The sequence below is a fragment of the Frigoribacterium sp. PhB160 genome (assembly GCF_003751785.1).
GTDB lineage: Bacteria > Actinomycetota > Actinomycetes > Actinomycetales > Microbacteriaceae > Frigoribacterium.
The window spans coordinates 748,465-766,045 of the sequence record NZ_RKIE01000002.1; the positions used below are offsets into that span (position 1 = coordinate 748,465).

Consider the following 17,581-nt stretch of genomic DNA (forward strand, 5'->3'; position numbering starts at 1 on the left):
CCCCGATCGGCTACCGCCCGAACTCCCACGCGACGATCTCGGGCAGGTCCTCGCCGTGCTCGTAGGCGTACGCCCGCGCCTCGTCGCGCTTCGCCTCGAACTCCGCGACGAGGTCGGGGTGCTCGTCGGCCAGGCCCGGCACCCGCCGCAGCACGTCGAGCACGAGCCGGTACCGGTCGATGTCGTTGAGCATGGCCATGTCGAAGGGCGTGGTGGTCGTGCCCTTCTCCTGGAAGCCGCGCACGTGCAGGCCGTCGTGGTTCGTGCGCCGGTAGGTCAGCTGGTGCACGAGCGACGGGTAGCCGTGGAAGTCGAAGACGACGGGCCTCGAGGTCGTGAACAGGGCGTCGAAGTCGTCGCTCGTGAGCCCGTGCGAGTGCTCGTCCGCGTCCTGCAGGCGCATGAGGTCGACGACGTTGACGACGCGCGTCACGAGGTCGGGGAGGCGCTGCCGGAGGATGTCGGCGGCGGCGATCGTCTCGAGCGTCGGCACGTCGCCGGCGCAGGCGAGCACGACGTCGGGGTCGACGCCCGGGACGGGCGCGCCCTCCGTCCCGGCCCACTCCCAGATGCCGGCGCCCGCGGCGACGTGGGCCTCGGCCTCCGGCAGCGAGAGCCAGGCGGGTGCCTCCTGCTTGCCGGCCACGATGACGTTGACCGTGTCGGTGGTGCGGAGGGCGTGGTCGGCGACGGCGAGCAGCGTGTTCGCGTCGGGGGCGAGGTAGATGCGCACGAGGTGGGCCTGCTTGTTGACGACCACGTCGAGGAAGCCGGGGTCTTGATGGGAGAACCCGTTGTGGTCCTGGCGCCAGACGTGCGACGAGAGCAGGTAGGTGAACGACGAGACGGGCTCGCGCCAGGCGATCTCGTCGGCGCTCTCGAGCCACTTGGCGTGCTGGTTGAACATCGAGTCGACGATGTGCACGAACGCCTCGTAGGTGTTGAGCAGGCCGTGGCGGCCGGTCAGCAGGTAGCCCTCCATGAGGCCTTGCAGCAGGTGCTCGCTGAGCACCTCCATGACGCGGCCCGAGGACGCGATGTGCTCGTCGGTCGGCCAGATCTCGCCCGCCCAGACCCGGTCGGTGACGTCGAAGACCGGGTCGAGCCGGTTCGAGACGGTCTCGTCGGGGCCGAACAGTCGGAAGGTCGACGGGTTGTCGCGCACCACGTCGACCAGCCAGCGGCCGAGGACGCGCGTCGCCTCGGCCGTCGTGCGGCGGTCGTCGGAGGTCTCGACGGCGTGCCGTCGCCAGTCGGTCAGCGAGAGGGGACGACGGACGAGCCCGCCGTTCGAGGCGGGGATCGCGCTCATGCGCTTCTCGCCCCGCGGTCGGAGCGCGTCGAGGAAGGCCGCCGGCGCACCGCGGTCGTCGAAGAGCTCGTCGGCCCGGTAGGAGCGGAGCCACGCGTCGAGCTGGACGCGGTGCTCGTCGTCGTCGCGGACCCCGCTCAGCGGCACCTGGTGGGCACGCCACGTGCCCTCGACCTGCTTGCCGTCGACCACCTTCGGGCCGGTCCAGCCCTTGGGGGTGCGGAGCACGATCATCGGCCACCGCGGTCGCTCGACGGACTCGCCGCGCCGCGCCTGGCGCTGGAGCTCGTCGATGCGGGCGAACGCCTCGTCGAGGGCCGCGGCCATGCGCGTGTGGACGAGGGCCGGGTCTTCTCCGTCGAAGCCGCCGGCGACGACGATCGGCTGGTAGCCGTAGCCGCGGAGGAGGTCGAGAAGCTCGCCCTCGGGGATGCGGGCGAGGATCGTCGGGTTGGCGATCTTGTAGCCGTTGAGGTTGAGGATCGGCAGCACGGCGCCGTCGTGCACGGGGTCGAGCAGCTTGTTCGCATGCCAGCTCGTGGCCAGCGGTCCGGTCTCGGCCTCGCCGTCGCCGATCACGCAGACCGCCACGAGGTCGGGGTCGTCGAGCACCGCGCCGTAGGCGTGGCTCAGCGAGTAGCCGAGCTCGCCGCCCTCGTTGATCGAGCCGGGGGTCTCGGGAGCGGCGTGCGAGGGGATGCCGCCGGGCGTCGAGAACTGCCGGAAGAGCCGCAGCATGCCCGCGGCGTCGAGGGACACGTCGGGGAAGAGCTCGCTGTACGTGCCCTCGAGCCAGGTGTTCGCGACCATCGCGGGACCGCCGTGGCCGGGGCCGCACACGTAGAGGAGGTCGCGGTCGTCGCGGCGGATGACCCGGTTGAGGTGCGCGTAGACGAAGCTCAGCGCAGGGGAGGTGCCCCAGTGGCCGAGCAGCCGCGGCTTGATGTCGTCGCGCTCGACGGGACGCGCCAGCTGGGCGTTGTCGCGCAGGTAGATCTGGCCCACCGTGAGGTAGTTCGCCGCCCGCCACCAGGCGTCGACCAGCGCGAGCTCGTCGGTCGTGGCGGGGACGCGCGGCCCGGCGGCCGTGTCGGCGGAGCGGGCGGGCGTGGTGTCGGTCATCGGTCCTCCTGGTCGTCGTCCTGCGGGGCGTCGTCGCCCCCGTCGACGGCGTCGTCATCGCCCCCGTCGTCGTCGCCCTGGGCCTCATGGCGCATCTCCTCGATGGTGATGGCGGCGTTGACGAGCGCCAGATGGCTGAGCCCCTGGGGCATGTTGCCGAGGAACTGCCCGTCGTCGGCGCTGATCATCTCGGTGTAGAGGCCGACGTCGTTCGACTGCTCGACGAGCTCGTCCATGGCGGCCACGGCCTCGTCGATGCGTCCGACGCAGGCCAGGGCACCGGCGAGCCAGAAGGCGCAGGCCACGAAGGTGCCCTCCTCGGCGTCGACGCCGCTGTACCGGAAGACGAGCGACCCGGGGGCGCCGAGCTCGTCGCGGATCGCGTCGATGGTGCGGGACATCCGCTCGCCGCGGTCGAAGCCGCTCGGGGCGTGCAGCAGCACCGAGGCGTCGAGCAGGTCGCTGTCCGGGTACATGAGGTAGGCGCCGCGCTCTTCCGACCAGCCGTGCTCGTCGACCCACTCGACGATCGCGTCGCGGTTCTTCCGCCAGTGCTCGAGGTCGTCCTCGGAGGGGTGCAGCTGACCGATCTCGGTGAGCTCGAGGGCGGCGTCGATGGCCTGCCAGCAGCCCATCTTGCTGCTGACGTAGTGCTGCTCGTCGGCGAGCTCCCACATGCCGCTGTCTTTCTCCTGCCAGCGACGGCACGCGTCGTCGGCGAAGCCGGTCAGCAGGTCGGCCGTCGACTCGTCGAGGATGTTGCCGCCGTGCGCGTACTGGCTCGCGATCGCGAGGATGTCGGCGAAGACGCCGAGCTGCAGCTGGTCGCCCGCCGGGTTGCCCTTGTAGACGGGGCCGATGCCGCGCCAGCCCTCGGACCCGGTCTCGTGCGTCCCGTCGGGCTTCGTGCCGTCGAGGCGCAGGAAGATGTGCATCTCGCGGCCGTTCTCCTTCAGGGCCTTGAGCATCCAGGAGACGGCGGCGTGGGGCTCCTCCCGCAGGCCGAACCGGATGAGCGCGTCGACCGTGTAGGCGAGGTCGCGCACCCACGCGAAGCGGTAGTCCCAGTTCTTCTTCCCGGTGAAGTTCTCCGGCAGCGCGGTCGTCGCGGCGGCGGCGATGGCGCCGGTGGGGCTGTAGATGAGCAGCTTGAGGGCGAGCGCGCTGCGGTGCACGGCGTCGGCCCAGGGGCCGTCCCAGCTGAACTCGGTCGACCAGCCCTCCCAGTTCTCGATCGTGCGGTCGATGCCCTCGTCGACGACGCGCGGGTCGGGCAGGTGCAGCGGCTCGTCCTCGACGCCGCAGAGGCAGATCAGCGACCGCGAGCCGGGCGAGGTCGTGAAGGCGCCGCGGAACTCGAGCGGGCCCTCGACTTCGCCGTCGCCGGGCTCGGTCGGGTCGGTGCGGCCGTGCTCGAAGCCGACGAGCGCGAGGTTGATGTCGGCGGCCCGGAGCACGGGCCCGTGCACCGTGTCGACGCGACGGATCGGGTGCGTGCCGAACGCGTTGCCCGGGACGACGGCCCAGCGCATGTCGACCGAGCCGTCGAGCCCGTCGACGCGGCGGGCGAGCTCGCCCCACGGCAGGCGGCCGGCGACGCCCGTGACCAGGGCGTCGGTCACCTCGACGGTGCCGGTGGACGTGCGGAAGCGGGTGCGCAGCACGTTCGTGCCGGGCACGTACGCGCGCTGCACGGTGTAGTCGTCGTCGACGGGGCGGAGCTCGACGCGGCCGCCGTCGGCCGCGTCGACGACGCCCGAGAAGACGGGGTCGCTCGGCAGGGACGGGAACGGCAGCCAGTCGATCTGCCCGTCGCGCGCGATCAGCGCCACCGTGCGGCCGTCGCCGATCGCCCCGTACGAGCGCAGCGCCACGTAGCCGCCCTCTCGGGGCTCGGGCGCCTCCCACCCGGAGTCGTCGTCGAGGAAGGCGTCGGTGGCGTCGTGGACGCTGGAGAGAGTGTCGGTCACCATGCCCACGGTGCTCTCCCGCGCCTCCTCGTGTCCGCGTTTGACAGGGGTCTGTGCGCTCGCGCGTCGGGGCGTACCCCTGGGGAGGACCCGGCGACCAGCCCCGGCTGGTAGACGGGGCCGATGACCGACTCCGTCACCGCCGCGCCCCGCCTCTTCCTCGACGCCCGGGCGGAACTGGCCGAGAGCCCCGTCTGGGACGTCGACGCGCAGGAGCTCGTCTGGACCGACATCACGCCGGGCCTCCTGCACCGCACCTCCGCCGACGGGCTCCGCGACCGGACCACGGTGGTCGACCCGCCCCTCCCCAGCTTCCAGCGACGCCGGGGCGGTGGCCTCGTGGCCGCCCTCGAGGACCGCGTCGTGCTCACCGACGACGACGGCGTGGTCGAGCGCGAGCTCGCGACCGTCGAGCTCGCCCACGAGGGCATGCGCCTCAACGAGGGCAAGTGCGACCCGTTCGGCGCCTTCGTCGTCGGCGCCCTCGACCCCGACGGGAAGCCCGTCGCCGGGCTCTGGCGCGTCGGCCCCGACGGCGCCGTGACCCTGCTGCGCGACGACTTCAGCACCACCAACGGCTTCGAGTGGAACGACGACGGCAGCGAGATCTACCTCACCGACACCGACGCGGAGACGATCTACCGGGCGAGCTGGGACGCCGACGGCGCCCTCGGCGAGCTCGTGCCGTTCTCGTCGGCCGGGTCGCACGACGGCCTGGCGCGCGACGAGCGGGGCGAGTTCTGGGGCGCCGTGCACGGCGAGAGCGTCGTCGTGCACCTCGACGCCCGGGGCGAGGTGCTCGAGCGCGTCGAGTTCCCCGTGCCGAACGTCACGGGCATCGGCTTCGGCGGTGCCGACCTCCGCACCCTGTTCGTGCTGTCGGCCCGCGAGGGCCTCGACGCCGACCAGCTCGCCGCGCACCCGCTCAGCGGCGGCGTCTTCGCGCTCGACCTCGATCGTGCGGGCCGCGCGCCGTTCCTCTTCGGTCCCGGGGCCTAGCCACCGGCACGGCCTCGACGGCGACGGGCCGCGACGACGACGGGCCCCGGGGAGGCGCGGTGCGCGTCCCCGGGGCCCGTCCGTCGGGCAGCCGGTCGCCTCAGATCCGCCCGACCAGCGAGTCGCGGTCGACCGCCGAGCCCTCGGCGAGCACGGCGCGGGCGGCGTCGCGTGCCTCGTCGACGTTCCAGAGCAGCACGCCGACCACGGCGTCGTCGCTGAGGTAGTACGCGACGGCGGCGCCGTCGCCCTTGTCGTCGACGACCGTGTCCGTCGTCGAGTCGATCGTGCCGACCGCCTCGTACGAGAGGTCGAAGACCTTCGAGTAGTAGTACGGCGTGTGCGCGTACTCCTCGTCCGAGCCCGCCATGACGCGCCCGACGAGCGGGCCCTGCTCCTTGGCGTTGTCGACGTGCTCGACGCGACGACGTCCGAGGATGCGGTCGGGGTACATCGCGACGTCCCCGGCGGCGAAGACGAGGGGGTCGCTGGTGCGCAGCGAGGCGTCCACGACGATGCCGTCGTCGACCGTCAGGCCGGCCTGCTCGGCGAGCTCGACCGAGGGCGTGATGCCGAGCCCGACGACGACCGCGTCGGCGTCGAGCGTCGACCCGTCGTCGAGCACGAGGTGCAGCCCGGCGTCGTCGGCCGTGCCGCGCTCGAGGCGACGACCGCGGGCCAGGGCGACCCCCGCCTCCTCGTACCGGCGCTCGAACGACGAGGCCAGCTCGGGCGGGAAGACGGCGCCGCCGAGCACCTCGTCGGGGAAGACCAGGGTGACCCGGGTGTCGTTCTGCACGAGCGCCGCGGCGATCTCGGTGCCGATGTAGCTCCCGCCCACGACGACGACGTGGCGCTGCCCGCCCGAGAGCGCGCGCAGCCGGCGGTAGTCGGCCGAGGTGCGGAAGTACACCACGCGGTCGTCGTCGGGCAGGTCGAGGGTGGTCGGCGACCCGCCGGTGGCCAGCAGGAGGCGCCCGTACGACACGGTCGCCCCGTCCGACGTCGTCACGGTGCGGGCGTCTCGGTCGATCGCGGTGGCGCGCGTCCGCAGGCGCAGCTCGGCCCCGGTCCCGGCGAGACCCATGTCGTTGTCGTCCTCGGTGTACTCGGGGTCGGTCCAGAGCTTCTTCGAGAGCGCGGGGCGCGTGTAGGGCGCGTCGACGTCGTCGCTGAGGACGAGCACGGTCGCGTCGGGGGCGGCCTCGCGGATCGCGGCGGCGGCGGTCGCGGCGACCATGCCGCCGCCGACGACGACGTGGTCGAAGGCCTCGGGGGCGGTGCCGTCGGTGGTCGGGCCGGTGCTGCTCGTGTCGGTCATGGTGTCTCCCAGCGTGAGGAAGGGCACCGCACCGGAGGTCGCGTAGGGGATCTCCGGGGCGGTGCCCCGTCGGTGGTGCCTGCTCGGGGCAGGCGGTCGGTGCTAGTTGGCGATCGCGCCGACGCGGTCGAGGCCCTCGGCCGCGGCCGACTCGTCGCGCTCGCGGGTCTCCGGCTTGGCGGCGTCCTTCTGCGGGTGGCGGTTCTCGGCGCCGGTCATCCAGGCGAGCTGCTCGAGGCGCTCGAGGATGCCGTGCAGCACGTCGGCCGTCGTCGGGTCCTCGTCGTCGACGTCGTCGTGCACGGTGCGGATCGTGTTCGTCGCGGCGTACATGCGGTCGACGATGAGGTCGACCACGGCGGTCGTCTCGACCGGGCCCGCGGGGAACTCGGGCAGGGCGGTCCCGGCAGAGACGACCGACGAGCGGCCGTCCGGCACGAGGTAGACGGCGCGCATGCGCTCGGCGACCTCGTCGGAGAACTCGCGGGCGGCGTCGACGATCTCGTCGAGCTGCAGGTGCAGGTCGCGGAAGTTGCTGCCGAGCAGGTTCCAGTGCGCCTGCTTGCCCTGGATGTGAAGCTCGATGAGGTCGACGAGGACCTTCTGCAGGTTGTCGTGCAGGGCGTCTGATCCCTGGAACATGGTGGCTCCTGTTCGTCGTGTGTCGGTGGGCGTCGGGGTGTCGACGCGGGCGCGCGCCGGTGTCGGCGGCACGTCGTGGACGGTAGACCGCGGGTCGCCGCCCGGCTCAGGCAACGGGGGACAAGGCCCCCGGGGGAGGCGCCTCACCCGTCGTGCCGCCCCCTCGGGTGCCCCGAGAAATCGGGGCAGACGGACCCTTCGTCGCAGAACCTTCCCGGTGGTATCTTCTGAGTCTCCGGCCGCTCGGCCGGTGAACGAGGGGCTCGCCGAAGGGCGGTCCGCCGGCTCTGAGGGGGGCCACATGACGAGTGCGACCGAGGGATGGGAATCCCGCGAGATCGTCGAGCTGCGACGCGAGATCGAGAGCGCCTGGGGGGCGTTCGACGACATCGAGCTCATGACCTGGGACCACCGCGTCCTCGTGGTCCGCGGTGTCATGGGAGCTCTGCCCGACGCGGCCAACGCCGCCGCTCGGGCCGGCTACGGCGCGGCCGCCCTGTCCCTGCTCCGCGACGCGCAGGCCTTCCCGCCGCCGTGGGCGTCGATCTGCACCAAGTGGGACCTCGTGCTCGAGCACGCCCGCGAGGCCGTCGAGTGCGTCGCCTGGCCCGACGGCGCCCCGTTCGGCGTGCTGCCGACCGTCGCCGCCCGCTGAGCGCCCGGCCCGGGGCCCGCTGAGCCCGCCGCCCGTCCCGCGTCTAGCGTGGGAGGCATGAGCTCGACACCGTCCCGCGGCGAGGGGCACCGCCGGGTCGGCCTCCTGCGCTTCCTCCGCACGCTGATGTTCGACTACCCCTACGTCTGGCGCGTGCACCTCGTGCCCCGCTCGGCCCGGCGCGTGCCGGCCCGCTACCGGCAGGGCGACGCGGCGCCCGTGCTGCTGCTGCCCGGCGTCTACGAGACCTGGCGCTTCCTCCGACCGATGGCCGACCGCCTCAACGACCTCGGCCACCCGGTGGTCGTCGTGCCGGGACTCGGGCACAACACCCGGCCCATCGAGGCCACGGCCGAGGCCGCGCAGCGCGTCCTCGACGCCCACGACCTCCGCGACGTCGTCGTGCTCGCCCACAGCAAGGGCGGCCTCATCGGCAAGACGATGATGGTGACGACCGACGTCGAGCGCCGGATCGACCGCATGGTCGCCGTCAACTCGCCGTTCTCCGGGTCGCGCTGGGCGCTCGTGCTCCGCACCCGGGCCCTCCGCGCCTTCTCGCCCCGCGACGCCGACCTCCTCCGCCTCGCCGAGCAGCTCGACGCCAACGCGCGCATCACGTCGATGGCCTCGGGCTTCGACGCCCACGTCACGGAGGGCAGCATGCTGCCCGGCGCGACCAACGTGACCTTCCCCGTCGACGGGCACTTCCGGCCGCTCGGCGACCCGACGTGCGTCGACATGGTCGTCGCCGAGGTCGACGGCGGGGGCAGGCGGGCGGGCGAGGCCGGCGACTAGGCCCGCGCCTCCCCGTCGGCCGCGGCGGCGCGTGCGGGCTCGGTCGGGGCGAGCGCGTCGACGGTCGCGAACGGCCACTCGACGTGGGCGAAGTGGCCGCACCGCGGCAGCAGCGTCGTGCGGGCGCCGGGCAGCACGAGCCGCAGCCGCGCGAGGTCGCGGCGCTCGGCGAAGGCGTCGTCGGCACCGGCCACCGCCGCCACGGGGCACGCCACGCGCGACCAGGCGGTCGTGTCGTAGCCGTGGGCCGACCGCGTCGCCGCCACGAAGCCGCGCGGCCGGATCTCGGCGACGAACGCCTCGAGCACCGACCGCGGCACCCGCCGCACGTGCCGGAACACCGGCGACGACAGCGGACGCAGCAGCCCCAGCCGGGTCGCCCCCCGCAGCAGCCCCGAGGAGGCGCGGGGCAGCACCGCGAACACCGCGCGCAGCAGCACGAGCGCGGGCAGGCGGACGAGGCCGGTGAGCGGGCGGTCCGTCGCCTCCAGCGCCGCGAACGACGTCGGCGACACGAGGCCCAGGCGCGTGACGCGCGTCGGCACGCGAACGGCGAGGTGGAGGGCCACGAGCGCGCCCATCGAGTGGCCCACCAGGTCGAAGCGGTCGACGCCGAGGGCGTCGGCGACCTCGAGGACGACGTCGACGGCCGCCTCGACGTCGAGGGCGACCGCGGGCTCGGGGGAGTCGCCCCAGCCGGGCAGGTCGACGAGCACGGGCCGGGCGACGGGGCGGCCGGTCTCGTCGGCGGCGCGCAGGTACGGGGTCCAGGTCGTCCACGAGCCGGCGGCGCCGTGGAGGAGGACGGTGACGGGGGCGTCGTCGTCGCCGTGCTCGCCGGGCAGGGCCGGGAGGCCGGCGTGGTGGACGACGGCCGCGCCGTGCCGGGTGGCGACCTCCTGCCGGGTCAGGCCCCGCGCCTCCGGCCGGGTCTCGAGGCCGTACGGCGCGTAGCGGCGGCGGGCGTCCGCCGGGTCAGGCACCGATGATCTCCTCGCGGACCCGGCGGAGGTCCTCCAGCAGCGAGCCGACGAGCACCCAGTGCACCGGGTCGGGACGGAGGACCGTCAGGGGGGCCGTGAGCGCCGGCAGGTCGTCGACGCGCCCGGGCACCCGGGCCTCGTCGGCCTCGCGCGCGAGCAGGCGGACGTCGTGGGCGGCGCGGGTCAACTCGACCGAGATGCCCGCGACGACGGGGTCGTCGGCGAGGGACTCGTCGTGGTTGTCGCGGACCGACCGGGTCATGGCCACGACCCGGTGCACCAGGGCGGTCAGGCGCGTGAGCGTCGCGGCGTCGGCCTCGAGCAACGACCGCTGCCGGCTCGCGCGGGGGTTCAGCATGAGGCTCTCCTCGCCCGCGGTCACCGCGGCGACCGCGGTGGCCTGGAGGTCCCGGAGGCGGCGGGCCCGCTCCAGCATCGCCGTGAGGCGGGCTTCGTCGGCGTCGGGGGAGACGAGCACGGCGGCGAGGTCGTCGAGCACCGCGGCCAGGTCGCGGGCCAGGCGCCCGACGGCGAGGTGCGCCGGGGCGAGCAGCACCGGCGGCACGACGAGGGCGTTCACCGCCAGGGCGACCACGGCGCCGATGATCGTCTCGATGATCCGGTCGACGGCGTAGCCGGGCGTCTGCGCGCCGATGGCGAGCACGAGCATCGCCGAGATCGGCACCTGGTTCGCCGAGCTCGGCGTGAGCCGCAGCGCCCAGGCGAGCAGCAGGCTGACGACGACGAGCGCCAGCACGACGAAGGTCGAGTCGCCGAGCAGCTGGCCCGCGCCGTAGGCGAGCACCACGCCCCCGATGACGCCGACGCTGCGCTCGAGGCCGCGCACGAGCGACTGGTTGACGCTCGGCAGCACGACGAGGAGGGCGGCGATCGCGGCGAAGATCGGCAGGGCCTGCTCGAGCAGGGCCAGGGAGACGAACCACGCGACGACCACGGCGACGCTCGTCTTGACGACCTGCAGCAGGGGCGTGCGCTTCGTCTGCCGGATGCGCGAGACGATGTCCACCGGGTCAGCGTACCGGCGGGCCCCGGCGGCGCGGCCCGGACGCGAGCCCCGGTCACGATCTGGTCACCGACCGGCCGGGTCGGGCCCCCCTCGACGCCCGGACGCTGTTCAATGACCGTGTGTGGCCTGACTCTGCCGAGGTGCTCCCCGTCGCGTTCGCGGGCTCGGGGGTGACGGTCGTCGCGTTCCGGCCGCACTCGGTCGAGCCGTCGGGGCGCGGGTTCCTCTACGGCTACGAGGTCGACACCGTCGACGCGGCGGGCGTCACCGCGACGGTGCTGACCTTCATCGACACCGACGTCTCGACCGCCGACGCCTCGTCGGTGCTCACCACCGACCCCGCCACGGGCCGGCCGCTCGCCGTCTGGGCGTACCCGGCCGACCCGATGCTGCCGGCGCTCGCCGGGGTCACCTACCCCGACCGCGTCGCGCGCTCCCTCGCCGAGCTCGGCGTCGCGGTCTCGTCGCCCACCCTCAGCGTCGCCGCGTACCGGCCGGGCAAGCGCGCGGTCATCCGGCTCGACAGCGCCGAGGCGACGCTCTTCCTCAAGGTCGTCCGGCCCGACCGGGTCGGCCCGATCGTCGCCCTGCACGAGGCGTTCCGGGCCCAGGGGCTGCCCGTGCCCGCCGTGCTCGCCTCGCGCGCCGACGGGCTGCTCGTCCTCGAGCGGGTGCCCGGCGTGGCCGCGGGCCAGCGGGTGGTCGAGCTGGCCGACGACCCGCGCTTCGTCGACGAGGTCGTCGACCTCGGCCGGCGCACGGCCCGGGTCGCCGCCGCGGGCCGGGCCCAGTCGGACGCCCTCGACCACGGCGCGTGGCACCGGTCGACGCTCACGTCGTCGCTGCCCGACCAGGCGACGGCGATCGCGGGGCTGTACGACGAGATCGAGCGGCGCCGCGCCTCCTGGTCGGCCGATCCCCAGGTCGTGATCCACGGCGACCTGCACCTCGAGCAGCTCTTCGTGCACCCCGCGGAGCCGTGGCGCGTCACCGGGCTGCTCGACATCGACACGGCGGGCCTCGGCCACCCGGCCCGCGACGCCGCCGCGCTCGTCGCCCACCTCGTCGTCACCGGCCAGTGGCACCGCGGCAACGGCGACGAGGCCGAGGCGCGGGCCTGCGAGCGGCTCGCCGACGACGTCACCCGCCGCTGGGCCGAGACGGCGCCGGACCTCGCCGACCGACTGGCCCCGGCCGTGGCGTCGCAGCTGCTCGCGCACGCGGGCGGGCAGGCGACGCTCGGCACGGACACCGGTCGCCGGAAGGCGGTGCAGCTGGTCCAGGCGGCCGCCGGGACGCTCGCGGCGTCCCCGCCCGAGCCCGCCGCGACACCGGCTGCAGCGCCGCCCGCCTCCGCCGCGACCGCGGACCCGCTCGCCTAGGCGAGGCACGGGTCGACGAAACACCGGGAGGCGCTGCTGGCGTCACGGGGCCCGCTCGGCGTAAACTGCCCCACAGCACCGTCCGTGTCGTCGTGAGACACGGAGTCCCGACCCGGTCTGCTGGCTCATCCGGGACGCGTCGACGATCTGACGTCGCCGCGGCCCCGTGCTCGCTGACCCGGCGGTGCCACCGGGCACACGACGCCGCCCCCGGGCCGGTCGTCGTCGCACCACATCGCCGTCCGCCCGTGCCGTGCCCGCCCCGTCGTCGGTCTCCCGACCGGCGTCGCCAGGGCCCGGCCACGCCGGCCGCACTCCGCGGCCGCCGCAGCACCACCGTCGCCATCGGCGACACAGCACCGTCGACGTGACCGTCGACGAGGAGGAGGAGCCTTGGCTCGACCAGGCCAGCGTCACCAGGGCGGCACCCGCACCGCCCAGCGCCCCCACCGTCGCCGTGAGGTCGACAACGACGGGCTGATCCCCGTCCTCGCCCGCGCCGTGCGCGAGGTCGAGGCGGCGGCCCAGCGGGGTCAGGTGAAGCCCTCCAGCCGCACCAAGTTCCAGGTCATCGCCCTGCTCATGCGCGAGGAGCGTGCCCGGGTCAAGGTCGACCAGTCCGTCAGCGACTCCGAGCGCGCCGAGCAGATGAAGCGCCTCGACGGCGTCGCGCAGATCCTCGCGAAGACGGCCGCGCGCGACACCTCCCTCATCGCCCTCCTCGGCGAGGACGCCGTCGTCTCCGAGACGGCCAGGGCGCTGAAGCGCGACATGCAGCTCTCGGCCGGGCTCGAGATCGCCCCGGAGGAGCAGGTCATCGTCCGCGAGGCCGCGCCCGTGGCGCCCGCCTCCGAGCGTCAGGTCGTCCCGCAGTCGGTCGTGTCGCGGCAGCTCGCGAACCCCTTCCTGCCGCCCGACTTCTCGCTCGCCGAGGTCGCCCGCGAGGTGCACCCGGTGCGCCTGGCCAACTGGGAGCTCTTCGGGCCCCTCTTCAAGTCGTTCGAGTACGGCGCCGGCGGCGGCCCCGCCTGCATGCCGCTGCCCGAGCCGACCACGGTCGACGCCCCCGCCGGCGCGACCCTCATGCACCACCAGGCGCAGCTCGTCGAGTCGGCCCGCCAGGGCCACCGCACGTACCTGCTCGCCGACGAGCCCGGCCTCGGCAAGACGGCCCAGTCGCTGCTCGCCGCCCAGGCCGCGGGCGCCTACCCGCTGCTCGTTGTCGTGCCGAACGTCGTCAAGACCAACTGGGCCCGCGAGGTGCAGCTCTGGACCCCGACGCGCAGCGCCACCGTGATCCACGGCGACGGCGACACCCTCGACGCCTTCGCCGACGTCGTCATCGTCAACTACGAGGTGCTCGACCGCCACGTCGGCTGGCTCGGCGACCTCGGCTTCAAGGGCATGATCGTCGACGAGGCGCACTTCATCAAGAACAAGGAGTCGCAGCGCTCGCGCCACGTGCTCCAGCTCTCGGAGCGGATCCGCGCCCGCACGGCGCACCCGCTGCTCATGGCCCTCACCGGCACGCCCCTGATCAACGACATCGAGGACTTCCGGGCGATCTGGGAGTTCCTCGGCTGGATCGGCGACAAGAAGCCCGCCGCCGAGCTCATGGAGCAGCTGGAGGAGGCGGGCCTCACGCCGGCCGACCCGGGCTTCTTCCCGTCCGCCCGCGAGATCGTCATCGACCTCGGCATCGTCCGGCGTCGCAAGGTCGACGTGGCCGCCGACATCCCGGCCCGCCGCATCGCCGACCTGCCCGTCGAGCTCGACGACGAGGCCGGCCGGTCGATCCGCGAGGCCGAGCGCGAGCTGGCGCGCCGTCTCGTCAGCCGGTACCGGTCCGCCCTCGCGGCCCGCGCCTCCGGCGTCCGGGTCGAGGGGATCGACCACGACCTCGTCCGCCAGGTCGCGAAGTGGGAGCTGGAGGACACCACCACCGCGAAGAACGGCGAGAACGTCTTCAGCATGGTGCGGCGCATCGGCCAGGCCAAGGCCGGCCTCGCCGCCGACTACACCGCGCAGCTCGCCCGCAACGTCGGCAAGGTCGTCTTCTTCGCCAAGCACATCGACGTCATGGACACCGCCGAGCAGACCTTCGCCAAGCGCGGCATCAAGTACTCGTCGATCCGCGGCGACCAGACGCCGGCGGTGCGCCAGCGCCAGATCGACGCGTTCGTGAACGACCCCGAGGTCGAGGTCGTCGTCTGCTCGCTCACCGCGGCGGGCGTGGGGCTCAACCTGCAGGTCGCGTCGAACGTGGTTCTCGCCGAGCTCTCGTGGACCGACGCCGAGCAGACCCAGGCCATCGACCGCGTGCACCGCATCGGCCAGGAGGAGCCCGTCACCGCGTGGCGCGTCATCGCCGCCCAGACGATCGACACCAAGATCGCCGAGCTCATCGACAGCAAGGCGGGCCTCGCGGCGCGGGCCCTCGACGGCGACGACAGCGACGTGGTCGACTCGGCCGACATCCAGCTGAGCGCGCTCGTGTCGCTGCTGACGGAGGCGCTCGAGGCGTAGCCGCGCGGGCGGGCGGGCGGGCTGCGCGGCGGGCGGTGTCTGTCCGTCGCGCGCAGTTCGCCGGCGGGGAGGAGGCGCCTCCCAGTCGCCCCGAGTTGTGTGGGCGGACCACCGAACGAAGGAGCACCCCGTGCCCGAGATCAACGGCTACGCCCACGTCGCCATCACCGTCTCCGACCTGGACGCGAGCCTCGCGTTCTACGAGAAGCTGTTCGGCGCGGGCCCCGTCGGCCGCATCGAGCTCGACGGCCTCGACCGGCGCTTGTTCTCGGTCGGCAACGGACAGATCCTCGGCGTCACCGCCTACACGGAGGGCAAGGCCGTCGCCTTCGACCCGACGGTGCCCGGCCTCGACCACATCGGCTTCGCCGTGAGCGACCGCGACGCCGTCGTCGCGTGGCAGGAGCACGCCTCCGCGGCCGGCATCGACTCCGACCTCGAGGAGCCCGACTTCGGCACAACCCTCATGGTCAAGGACCCCGACGGCAACCAGATCGAGTTCTTCGCCGCGGCCCCCCAGAGCTGAGGTCTCGGCCCCGCGTCGAGAGAGGGCCGGTGCCCGACGGATCCGTCGGGCACCGGCCCTCCCTCGATCCCCGCGAGCGGGGCGCCTGCGGCCGCGGCCTACAGGCCGAGCTTCGCCTGCACGTCGGCGAGCGACGGGTTCGTCGCGGTCGACCCGTCGGGGAAGATCACGGTCGGCACCGTCTGGTTGCCGCCGTTGACGCTCTCGACGATCTCGGCGGTGCCGGCGACCTCCTCGATGTTGACCTCGGTGAAGCCGATGCCCTGCTTGCCGAGCTGCTGCTTGAGGCGGGCGCAGTAGCCGCACCACGACGTGCTGAACATCGTGATGGTGCCGGCTTCGGGGACGTAGGAGGTGGCGGTGTCGGTCATCGCCCCAGGCTAGGCCCGGGCAGCCGTGAGGGCCGGGGGAGTTGGCTGGGAGCCACGAGCGCAGGAGGCGCGGGGGCACCACGCCGGCCGTCGCCCGCCCCCAGATCGCGCACCACCACCCGCAGCACCAGGAGGACCCCGTGGCAGACACCGTCGCCGACCAGATCATCGCCCAGCTCGTCGCCGCGGGGGTGCGGCGCATCTACGGCATCGTCGGCGACAGCCTCAACCCGATCGTCGACGCGGTGCGTCGCACCGGAGGGTCCGAGAAGGGCGGGATCGACTGGATCCACGTCCGCAACGAGGAGGCCGCGGCGTTCATGGCGTCGGGCGACGCCCAGATGAGCGGCGAGCTCGCCGTCTGCGCCGGCTCGTGCGGACCCGGCAACCTGCACCTCATCAACGGGCTCTACGACGCCCACCGCAGCCGCGCCAAGGTGCTCGCCATCGCGAGCCACATCCCGAGCGCCATGATCGGCTCCGACTACTTCCAGGAGACCCACCCCGACCGGCTCTTCGTCGAGTGCTCGGGGTACTCCGAGATGGTCTCGACCGCCGTGCAGTCGCCGTCGGTCGTCGCGTCCGCCATCCGCCACACGATGGCCGGCCACGGCGTCAGCGTCGTCACGCTGCCGGGCGACGTCGCCGAGCTCGACGCCGAGGGCGCCACGCCCCCGTTCCTCACGACCCGCGCGCCCGAGCTCGTCCCCGCGCAGGAGGACGTCCAGGCGCTCGCCGACGCGATCAACGCCGCCGGCACCGTCGCGTTCTTCGTCGGCGAGGGCGGTCGCGGGGCGCACGACGAGATCATCGAGCTCGCCGGCCGCATCGGCGCCCCGATCGGGCACAGCCTCCGGGGCAAGGACGTCATCCAGCACGACAACCCCTACGACGTCGGCATGACGGGCCTCCTGGGCTACGGCGCGGCCCACGCGGGCATCCACGACGCCGATCTGCTGGTGCTCCTCGGCACCGACTTCCCGTACCCGCAGTTCCTGCCCGACGGCGACGAGGTGACGATCGCGCAGGTCGACGTCGAGGCCGCGGTCATCGGGCGCCGTGCGACGGTGCACGTGCCGGTGCACGGCGCGGTGCTGCCGACGCTCCGCCTCCTCGCCCCGCTGGTGGAGGCCAAGAAGAGCCGCCGCTTCCTCGACAAGATGCTCAAGAAGCACGAGAAGCTCATGACCGGCGTCGTCGGGGCCTACACGAAGAAGGCCGAGAAGCTGACGCCGATCCACCCGGAGTACGCGGCCTCGATCCTCGACGAGGTCGCGGCGGACGACGCGATCTTCACCGCCGACACGGGCATGGCGAACGTGTGGGCGGCCCGCTACGTCACGCCCACCGCCGGGCGTCGCGTCTTCGGCTCGTACCTGCACGGCTCGATGGCGAACGCGCTGCCGCACGCCCTCGGGGCGCAGCTCGCGTTCCCGGGGCGCCAGGTCGTCTCGATGTCGGGCGACGGCGGCCTCTCGATGCTGATGGGCGAGCTCGTCACCGCGAAGATGTACGAGATCCCGGTCAAGATCGTCGTCTTCAACAACTCGACGCTGGGCCTCGTCAAGCTCGAGATGCTCGTCGACGGCTACCCCGACTTCGGCGTCGACGTGCCCTACGTCGACTACGCCGCGGTCGCCCGCTCGATCGGCATCCACGCCGTGCACGTCGACCAGCCGGGCGAGCTCCGTGACGGCTTCGAGGCCGTCTTCGAGCACGACGGGCCGGCGCTCATCGACATCGCGACCGACCCCCAGGCGCTGTCGTTGCCGCCCGCCATCACGGGGGCCCAGGTCAAGGGCTTCTCGCTCGCCATGTCGAAGGTCGTCATGAACGGCGGCGCGGGCGAGGTCGTCTCGATGGCCCGCTCGAACCTGCGCAACGTGCCCCGCCCGTAGGGCCGGGCCCCGCGGCGGGGGAGCCGAGCGCAGGAGGCGCGGGGCCGGTCCC

The 17,581-nt window shown here is 73.6% G+C and carries 14 protein-coding genes; 7 read left to right on the top strand and 7 right to left on the bottom strand.

Going from position 1 to position 17,581, the window contains the following annotated elements; genetic code table 11:
• Positions 1-10 precede the first annotated feature (10 nt).
• Together EDF38_RS12495 and EDF38_RS12500 are read right to left on the bottom strand one after the other, a co-directional pair.
• Positions 11-2,434 carry a phosphoketolase gene (locus EDF38_RS12495; protein WP_123355690.1) on the bottom strand — a complete coding sequence of 808 codons (2,424 nt, stop codon included), beginning with the start codon at positions 2,432-2,434 and terminating at the stop codon, positions 11-13.
• The gene (locus EDF38_RS12500; RefSeq protein WP_123355692.1) at positions 2,431-4,407 is read right to left on the bottom strand and encodes a glycoside hydrolase family 15 protein; all 1,977 of its coding nucleotides are present in this window, start codon (positions 4,405-4,407) and stop codon (positions 2,431-2,433) included. The genes EDF38_RS12495 and EDF38_RS12500 overlap by 4 nt, the downstream gene beginning before the upstream one ends.
• Positions 4,408-4,527: 120 nt before the next feature.
• Between EDF38_RS12500 and EDF38_RS12505 the strand changes: the two genes are divergently transcribed.
• Entirely contained in the window at positions 4,528-5,403 is an 876-nt protein-coding gene (locus EDF38_RS12505) for an SMP-30/gluconolactonase/LRE family protein (RefSeq protein ID WP_123355694.1), read from the top strand.
• Positions 5,404-5,503: 100 nt separating this feature from the next.
• Here EDF38_RS12505 and EDF38_RS12510 read toward each other — a convergent pair whose 3' ends face one another.
• Together EDF38_RS12510 and EDF38_RS12515 are read right to left on the bottom strand one after the other, a co-directional pair.
• Positions 5,504-6,724, bottom strand: a complete 1,221-nt coding sequence (locus tag EDF38_RS12510) for an NAD(P)/FAD-dependent oxidoreductase (RefSeq protein WP_123356077.1) — start codon at positions 6,722-6,724, stop codon at positions 5,504-5,506.
• A gap of 102 nt (positions 6,725-6,826) precedes the next feature.
• Positions 6,827-7,366, bottom strand: coding sequence for a Dps family protein (locus EDF38_RS12515; RefSeq protein WP_123355696.1), 540 nt, complete (start codon positions 7,364-7,366; stop codon positions 6,827-6,829).
• Between the two features lie 301 nt (positions 7,367-7,667).
• Between EDF38_RS12515 and EDF38_RS15950 the strand changes: the two genes are divergently transcribed.
• Both EDF38_RS15950 and EDF38_RS12525 read left to right on the top strand, forming a co-directional pair.
• Positions 7,668-8,021: a hypothetical protein gene (locus EDF38_RS15950; protein WP_123355698.1), complete on the top strand. Its 354-nt coding sequence runs from the start codon at positions 7,668-7,670 to the stop codon at positions 8,019-8,021.
• 57 nt (positions 8,022-8,078) lie between these two features.
• Entirely contained in the window at positions 8,079-8,816 is a 738-nt protein-coding gene (locus tag EDF38_RS12525; protein ID WP_123355700.1) for a triacylglycerol lipase, read from the top strand.
• Here the strand turns inward: EDF38_RS12525 and EDF38_RS12530 are convergent.
• Both EDF38_RS12530 and EDF38_RS12535 read right to left on the bottom strand, forming a co-directional pair.
• Positions 8,813-9,799, bottom strand: coding sequence for an alpha/beta fold hydrolase (locus EDF38_RS12530; protein WP_123355701.1), 987 nt, complete (start codon positions 9,797-9,799; stop codon positions 8,813-8,815). The two genes, EDF38_RS12525 and EDF38_RS12530, sit on opposite strands and share 4 nt — an antisense overlap.
• Positions 9,792-10,826: an FUSC family protein gene (locus tag EDF38_RS12535; RefSeq protein ID WP_123355703.1), complete on the bottom strand. Its 1,035-nt coding sequence runs from the start codon at positions 10,824-10,826 to the stop codon at positions 9,792-9,794. Before EDF38_RS12535 ends, EDF38_RS12530 begins: the two co-directional genes overlap by 8 nt.
• A gap of 119 nt (positions 10,827-10,945) precedes the next feature.
• Here EDF38_RS12535 and EDF38_RS12540 point away from each other — a divergent pair, with 119 nt between their 5' ends.
• The 3 genes from EDF38_RS12540 to EDF38_RS12550 all read left to right on the top strand — a co-directional run bounded on the left by EDF38_RS12540 (position 10,946) and on the right by EDF38_RS12550 (position 15,260).
• The gene (locus tag EDF38_RS12540) at positions 10,946-12,208 is read left to right on the top strand and encodes an aminoglycoside phosphotransferase family protein (RefSeq protein WP_123355705.1); all 1,263 of its coding nucleotides are present in this window, start codon (positions 10,946-10,948) and stop codon (positions 12,206-12,208) included.
• 393 nt (positions 12,209-12,601) lie between these two features.
• Positions 12,602-14,734: a DEAD/DEAH box helicase gene (locus EDF38_RS12545; protein WP_123355708.1), complete on the top strand. Its 2,133-nt coding sequence runs from the start codon at positions 12,602-12,604 to the stop codon at positions 14,732-14,734.
• Positions 14,735-14,864: 130 nt separating this feature from the next.
• Positions 14,865-15,260, top strand: coding sequence for a VOC family protein (locus EDF38_RS12550; RefSeq protein WP_158613372.1), 396 nt, complete (start codon positions 14,865-14,867; stop codon positions 15,258-15,260).
• Between the two features lie 98 nt (positions 15,261-15,358).
• Here the strand turns inward: EDF38_RS12550 and EDF38_RS12555 are convergent, their stop codons facing one another.
• Complete coding sequence (locus EDF38_RS12555; protein ID WP_123355712.1) at positions 15,359-15,631, bottom strand: mycoredoxin; 273 nt, start codon at positions 15,629-15,631, stop codon at positions 15,359-15,361.
• Between the two features lie 140 nt (positions 15,632-15,771).
• Here EDF38_RS12555 and EDF38_RS12560 point away from each other — a divergent pair, with 140 nt between their 5' ends.
• The gene (locus tag EDF38_RS12560; protein ID WP_123355714.1) at positions 15,772-17,529 is read left to right on the top strand and encodes a pyruvate dehydrogenase; all 1,758 of its coding nucleotides are present in this window, start codon (positions 15,772-15,774) and stop codon (positions 17,527-17,529) included.
• Positions 17,530-17,581 lie beyond the last annotated feature (52 nt).